Here is a 6,000-nt window from a genome sequence, read left to right as displayed (position 1 = left end):
AGCCTTGGTTCGGGTAGTGACAGTGGCAGCGCGGGCAGCGGTAGTGCCGGTCTGGATCTGGGCAGTCTGACTGATCTGGGTGCCGGGAGTGCCGATTCCGGTAGTGCGGGCGGGCTGGATCTGGGCAGCTTGGGTGAGCTGGCGTTGGGTAGCCTTGTGCTTCCGTTCGGGAGCTTGGCTCTTCCGGTTGTGGGTAGTGCGGCGGCTCTGGGGAGCACGGGCGACTCGGGCAGCGCGGGCGGTATCGATTCCGGTAGTGCGGGGTCCGGAAGTGATTCCGGTAGTGTCGATTCCGGCAGTTCTGATTCCGGTAGCTCGGGTGGCATCTCGGGGAGTGGCGATATCGACCTCGGCAGCCTCACCGACCTCGCGCTGGGCAGCCTCGACCTGGGTAGCGCGGACGGCGGCAGCGTGGCACCGGACAGCGGCAGCGAGGGCGGATCGGGTAGCGCCGGCGACGCCGGTAGCTCGACGCTCGGCGGTGCAGGACTGGGCAGTGCGGCACTCGGCAGCGCAGTGCCCGTGCTCGGCAGTGCGGCGATCGGTGGCTTGACCCTCGGCAGCGCGCTCGCCGGCGGAGCGACCATCGGGAGCGTGGCACTCGGCAGTGCCCTCGCGGGCGGTGGAACCCTCGGTAGCGGCGGTGCCGCCGGAACCGGAAGCGGTGAAGGCTCCGCACGGGGCGAGGCCGCCGACAGTAACATTCAGGACATCGTCCTTCGCGCCACGGCGCCCGGTGATAGCTTTGCTGCGCAAGGCATCAGCGCGCCGACCGCTCAGAYCGAAGTCGGTGTGGCTCGTACCGGTGGCCAGATCTCGGCTGTGCCGGTCGGTGGCGTCGAAGCCGGCGACAAGGGGCTCGCCGACGACGCGCCGGCGCGCGGAGCGCTCCTCGGCACCGCCCTGCTGCTTGCCGCGGCGGCCGGCACAACGGTGGCCGCCGGACGGCATCGTCGCAAGTCGTAGGAGGGTCGCAGTTTCATGACCGACAGATCGACAGGCCGTTGCCCGCGCTCGCGGCGCAACGGCCTGTCGGCGGCTGTCGCAGCCTGCGCCACAGCCGCACTCGTTCTCGCCGGATGCGCAAGCACCGAACCGGGGAACGAGCAAGTGTCGGCGACAACGCAATCGGCGACCACAGCGGCAACCGGCGCGGGCGCCAACCTGGCCGACCCCTCGGCCCTGCATCCCGTGAGCATCTCGATTCCGGCAATCGGCGTCACGTCGGATCTCATGATGCTCGGCCTCGAACCCGACGGTGCGCTCGAAGTGCCCCCCGGAGGGCATCCCGCGGGATGGTATTCCGGCTCACCGGTTCCCGGCGAGATCGGCCCGGCCATCGTTGCCGGGCATGTGGATTGGGAGGGCGATCCCGGCGTCTTCTATCGACTCCACGAACTCACGCCAGGCGACGAGGTCACCGCCACCCGAAGCGACGGCGTCACCGCCGTGTTCCGGGTGGCGAGTGTCGAGCGTTTCGCGAAGGCCTCGTTCCCGACGAGCAGGGTGTACGGAGACCTCGACCATCCCGGCCTCAGACTGATCACGTGCGGGGGAGAGTTCGACGACTCCGTTCGCAGCTACCGCGACAACACCGTGGTATTCGCAGATCTCATCGACCAGCGTGACTCGATCTCGGATGCCCGTTGACGCCTCCGGCCACCCGATCATGCGGATGTGCGCCGGCCCCAGCGGAAGTAGGACAGCGGGCCGATGAAGTTCACCGCGATGATCGCGGCCCACTTGCCCTTGCTGCCGTTGACCTGCTCGGGGTCGCGCGTGGCAAGATCCGTCCACGCGGTAGCAGCGAGACTCAACTGCACCGAGCCCAGCACGAGTATCACCGCACGCCGGCGCGGGCTCAGCTCGGCCCATCGTTTCTTCGCCATGTCGCTCTCCTCTTCCTTCGCGTCGATCGAACGTACCCAGGTCCTTCCTACCCGATTCCACGTTTCCGACACGACGGCGTTCGACGCGCAGAAAGGACGGTCGGTCGGTAGCGTGTCGCGTGCGAGATCTCGGCCGTCCGGAGGCCCGAGCGAAACGGGAAGTGGCGGGGTGTGTCAATGGCGGATCTGGTGCTCTTCGGCGACGTTGTGACCATGGACGACGCGAAGCCGCGGGCCTCAGCCGTCGCCGTCGAGAACGGCCGTATCGTGGCCGTCGGTTCGGACGCGGAGGTCGCCCCGCACATCGGACCGGGCACCATCGTCCACGATCTGGGCGCCGCGTGCATCATGCCCGGATTCATCGAGGCGCACGGCCACCCGTTGAACGAGGCGGTGGTGCTGGGTGAGCCCGTCGTCGACATCCGGCCGGTGACGATCCCGGACGCAGCCGGAGTGCTGGCCGCCATCGAACAGGCCGTCGCCTCCGGTGGTCCGGAAGGCGCTCTTCTCAACGGTTGGGATCCTCTGCTGCAGAAGGGATTGTCCGATCCCACGCTGCAGTGGATGAACGAGATGTCGCCCGACGCACCTCTGGTGATCCTGCACAACTCGGGGCACGCCGCCTACTTCAATTCCGCCGCCGCCGTCGCCGCCGGTATCACCCGCGACATCCCGGATCCGGAGGGCGCGCGCTTCGGCCGCGACGAATCCGGGGACCTGGACGGCGTCGCCTACGAGATGGCGGCCGTGCTCGCGATCGCCAGTCCCCAACTGCTGTCGAACGCGGACCGCTTCCCGCAGCTCCTGGCCGCGGAGTGCGCCCGGATGAACGCCGCCGGTGTGACCACGGTCAGTGAGATGGCGTTCGACCCCGCGATGCGTCCGGCGCTGGAGGCCGCGGCCGAGGCAGGCGTGCTCACCACGCGGCTGCGGCTGTACGAGACGTCCGGTCCGCGACGGCCCTCCGACGTCGCCCCGGGCGCCGGCAACGACATGGTCCGGCAGGTGGGCATCAAGATCTGGTCCGACGGGTCCCCGTGGATCGGCAACATCGCGCTCAGCTTCCCGTATCTCGACACACCGGCCACCCGGGCGCTCGGTATGGCGTGCAGCCACGGCCACGCGAACTACACGAAGGACCAGATCGTCGAGATCAGCACACCCTATTACGAGCAGGGGTGGCAGATCGCCTGCCACTCGCACGGCGACGAAGCGATCACGATGGTGCTCGACGCGTGGGAAGAGATGCTGGGCGACAATCCCCGCCCCGACCACCGTCTGCGGCTCGAACACGTCGGAGCCATGCGGCCCGATCAGTTCCGTCGGGCTGCCCGGCTGGGGGTCACGTGCAGCCTGTTCGTGGACCACCTGTACTACTGGGGCGACGTCCTGGTCGACGACCTGTTCGGTAGTGACCACGGAGCACATTGGGCCGCAGCCGGTTCGGCGGTCGCGGCCGGTCATCGGATCTCGTTCCACAACGACGGTCCGGTCACCCCCACCAACCCGATCCGGAACATCGCGGACGCGGTCACGCGGCGCTCCCGCAGCGGCCACGTGCTCGCCCCCGAGGAGCGCATCCCGGTCGGTGCGGCTCTGCGGGCGCAGACGATCGACGCCGCGTGGCAGCTGTTCAGCGACGAGAGCATCGGATCACTGACGCCCGGTGCGCACGCGGACATCGTCGTCTTGTCGGCGAACCCGCTCACGGTGGATCCCGACGCGTTGGCCGACCTCGAGGTGCGGGCCACGGTCTTCGCGGGAAAGACGGTGCACGGCAGCCTCGGCTGATCAGTTCGGGCGGATCCGTGCGGTCGCCTTGATCTCGACGAGGATGCTCGGCTTGCCGAGCGCGGCCGCACCGATGGCGGTCCAGGCCGGCCGCGCGGCACCCTGGAATCGGGCCTTGGCGGCCATGAACTCCACCATGTGGTGGGGGTAGTCGACGTGGAAACTCGTCAGCTCCACGAGGTCGAGCGGAGACGCGCCGTGCTTCGCGAGCAGGGCCCCGAGTGTCGCGAACGCCAGGTCGTACTGGCGTTCCGGGTCCGCGGGCGGGGTGCCGTCCGAGTCCAGACCCACCTGGCCGGAGCAGAACAGCAGATCTCCGCTGAGCACGGCATCCGAGTAGCCGTACTCCTCTTCCCAATCCGTACCTGACGACATCGACACTCCTCGACTGTTCGGGGACGACGTACGCCGCCCGGGACGATGATGTCCCGGGCGACGGGGAGGGTGGGACATCTTCCCGCCCAGTGGGATTCGTCAGGCCGCGAGGTGTTCAGGACGCCAGCACGCCGATCACCGACATCGCGCCGAGCACGCCCAACTGCTGGCGGAGGCGGTGCAGGCCGCCGCCACCGAACTGTTCGCCGAGCAGGGCTTCGCCGCGCTGCAGGTGCTGATAGACGGCCGGCCGGAGTGGTGTTCCGCTGGATGGGAAGCCCCGCGCGCCCACCGGCCGCACCCCTCGACAATGACCGGGGTCACACCGAATCGCGGTAGCGACTCGGGTCACATCAGATTCGGGTCACATCAGATTCGGGTCACATCAGTCGAGAGGGGCGAACGTGGGCGTTGCGGGTTTCGATGAGGAATTCGACGTRGTCGTTGTCGGATCGGGGGCGGCGGGTTCGGCCGCGGCGCTCGGTGCACACCACGCGGGAGCGAGCGTTGTGGTCGTCGAGAAGTGCGACGAGGCCACCGCGGGCGGCAACACGCGAGTCTCCGGCGGCGGCTGGTGGGTCAACCGCGACCCCGAGCGGGCGCGCGCCTTCCTGAACTCGCTGTGCGGCGCGTTCCCGGTGGCCGACGACGTCGTGGCGGCGTGGGCGTCGGAGACCGCCGAGAACTCGCGGTGGCTCGAGGAACTCGGCGCCGACGTCGCGCTGAGCCCGGACTACCACACGGAGCCGGAGTATCTCGAGCTCGACGGCAGCGACTGCTACGCCGGCATGGACACCGTCGCCGGGCGGATGGGCAATTCGCTGCTCTACGACTTCCTGCGCGGTGCGCTCGACGAGCGCGGCATCGAGACCCGTTTCGGGACACCGGCAGTCGAGCTGATCACCGATGGCGGCGCCGTCGTGGGCGTCGAGGTCGAGGGTGTCGAGGGGCGGCGCCGGATCGGTGCGCGTGGCGGGGTGGTGCTGGCGACCGGCGGATTCCAGGCCAATGCCGCGATGGTCCGCGACTACCTGCGGGTCGAGGACCACGTGCTGTGGGGCTCGCCCGCGTCGACCGGCGACGGCCACCGCATGGCGCAGTCGGTCGGTGCCGATCTGTGGCACATGGGCAACATGATGACCATCACCGGTGTGCGCGGCGACGACGAGTTCGGCCACTACCTCGCGCTGTGGAACGCGCACAACTACCTGTGGGTGTCCGAGGACGGCCGCCGCTTCGTCGACGAGGCTGCCGATCCCAAGCACGGCCACATCCTCCGGAACGGGACCTACGAACTGTTCCCGCTGCGGCCCTTCCACCTGATCTTCGACGAGCAGATGCGCACCGCCGGCCCGCTCAGTCCCACACCCGACGTGCTGCCGGTCGGGTGGAACCTGCTCATGACCGAGAATCGGTGGAGTCTGGACAACAGTGACGAGATCGAGAAGGGCTGGATCCGGCGCGCGGACTCGATCGCCGAGCTCGCCGAGCTGGTCGGACTGGACGCCGCGACGCTCGAAGCGACCGTCGAGCAGTACAACGCGGCGTGCGCCGCCGGCTCCGACGACCACTTCGGCCGCGACCCGGAGAAGCTCGGCGCCGTGTCACAGGCGCCGTTCTACGTCCTCGACGTCACCCCGCTGCTCGGATGGAGCAACGGCGGACCGCGGCGCGACGGCCGCGCTCGCGTGGTCGACACCCGCGGTGTCGCCATCGACGGCCTGTACGCGGCCGGGGAGATGAGCTCGACCTACAGCTGGACCAAGGACGGCGGCTTCCACGTCGCCGACGCGCTCGCATTCGGTCGGGTGGCCGGACGCGACGCCGCGGCCCGTGCCTGACCAGTCCCGGTGGTTCCGCCACACGGGCGGAACCACCGGATTCGGGGCGGCGCGCAACACCGGATAACATCCAGGTCGGCTGGCCGATCCGGTGTCGAGCGGCC

Annotated in this window: 7 protein-coding genes; 4 read left to right on the top strand and 3 right to left on the bottom strand. The window is 69.2% G+C overall.

What is annotated here, in order from left to right; translation table 11 throughout:
* Window positions 1-966 (top strand): hypothetical protein (locus tag AB4Z09_RS21785; protein WP_442240650.1); only part of this gene is annotated, 966 nt, incomplete at its 5' end.
* Between the two features lie 144 nt (window positions 967-1,110).
* Window positions 1,111-1,650: a class F sortase gene (locus AB4Z09_RS21780; protein ID WP_254622850.1), complete on the top strand. Its 540-nt coding sequence runs from the start codon at window positions 1,111-1,113 to the stop codon at window positions 1,648-1,650.
* 17 nt (window positions 1,651-1,667) lie between these two features.
* Here AB4Z09_RS21780 and AB4Z09_RS21775 read toward each other — a convergent pair whose 3' ends face one another.
* On the bottom strand, window positions 1,668-1,889 hold the full coding sequence (locus tag AB4Z09_RS21775) for a PLDc N-terminal domain-containing protein (protein WP_114718397.1): 222 nt from the start codon (window positions 1,887-1,889) through the stop codon (window positions 1,668-1,670).
* Window positions 1,890-2,066: 177 nt separating this feature from the next.
* Between AB4Z09_RS21775 and AB4Z09_RS21770 the strand changes: the two genes are divergently transcribed.
* On the top strand, window positions 2,067-3,680 hold the full coding sequence (locus AB4Z09_RS21770; protein WP_442240649.1) for an amidohydrolase: 1,614 nt from the start codon (window positions 2,067-2,069) through the stop codon (window positions 3,678-3,680).
* On the opposite strand, the gene AB4Z09_RS21765 is transcribed toward AB4Z09_RS21770, so the two are convergent.
* Window positions 3,681-4,055, bottom strand: coding sequence for a RidA family protein (locus tag AB4Z09_RS21765; protein WP_442240648.1), 375 nt, complete (start codon window positions 4,053-4,055; stop codon window positions 3,681-3,683).
* A gap of 115 nt (window positions 4,056-4,170) precedes the next feature.
* On the bottom strand, window positions 4,171-4,347 hold the full coding sequence (locus tag AB4Z09_RS21760) for a hypothetical protein (protein WP_174909074.1): 177 nt from the start codon (window positions 4,345-4,347) through the stop codon (window positions 4,171-4,173).
* Between the two features lie 112 nt (window positions 4,348-4,459).
* On the opposite strand from AB4Z09_RS21760, the gene AB4Z09_RS21755 reads away from it, so the two are divergent.
* Complete coding sequence (locus AB4Z09_RS21755; protein WP_174909076.1) at window positions 4,460-5,896, top strand: FAD-dependent oxidoreductase; 1,437 nt, start codon at window positions 4,460-4,462, stop codon at window positions 5,894-5,896.
* Window positions 5,897-6,000: the final 104 nt, after the last annotated feature.

Origin of the sequence: Rhodococcus sp. TAF43 (genome assembly GCF_052113525.1) — a bacterium.
Taxonomy (GTDB): domain Bacteria; phylum Actinomycetota; class Actinomycetes; order Mycobacteriales; family Mycobacteriaceae; genus Prescottella.
This window is presented reverse-complemented; position numbering and strand designations above follow the sequence as displayed.

Coding starts and splice junctions, on each gene's coding strand:
- AB4Z09_RS21775 (WP_114718397.1), bottom strand. CDS start 1,889: ATGGCGAAGAAACGATGGGCCGAGCTGAGCCCGCGCCGGCGTGCGGTG.
- AB4Z09_RS21770 (WP_442240649.1), top strand. CDS start 2,067: ATGGCGGATCTGGTGCTCTTCGGCGACGTTGTGACCATGGACGACGCG.
- AB4Z09_RS21765 (WP_442240648.1), bottom strand. CDS start 4,055: ATGTCGTCAGGTACGGATTGGGAAGAGGAGTACGGCTACTCGGATGCC.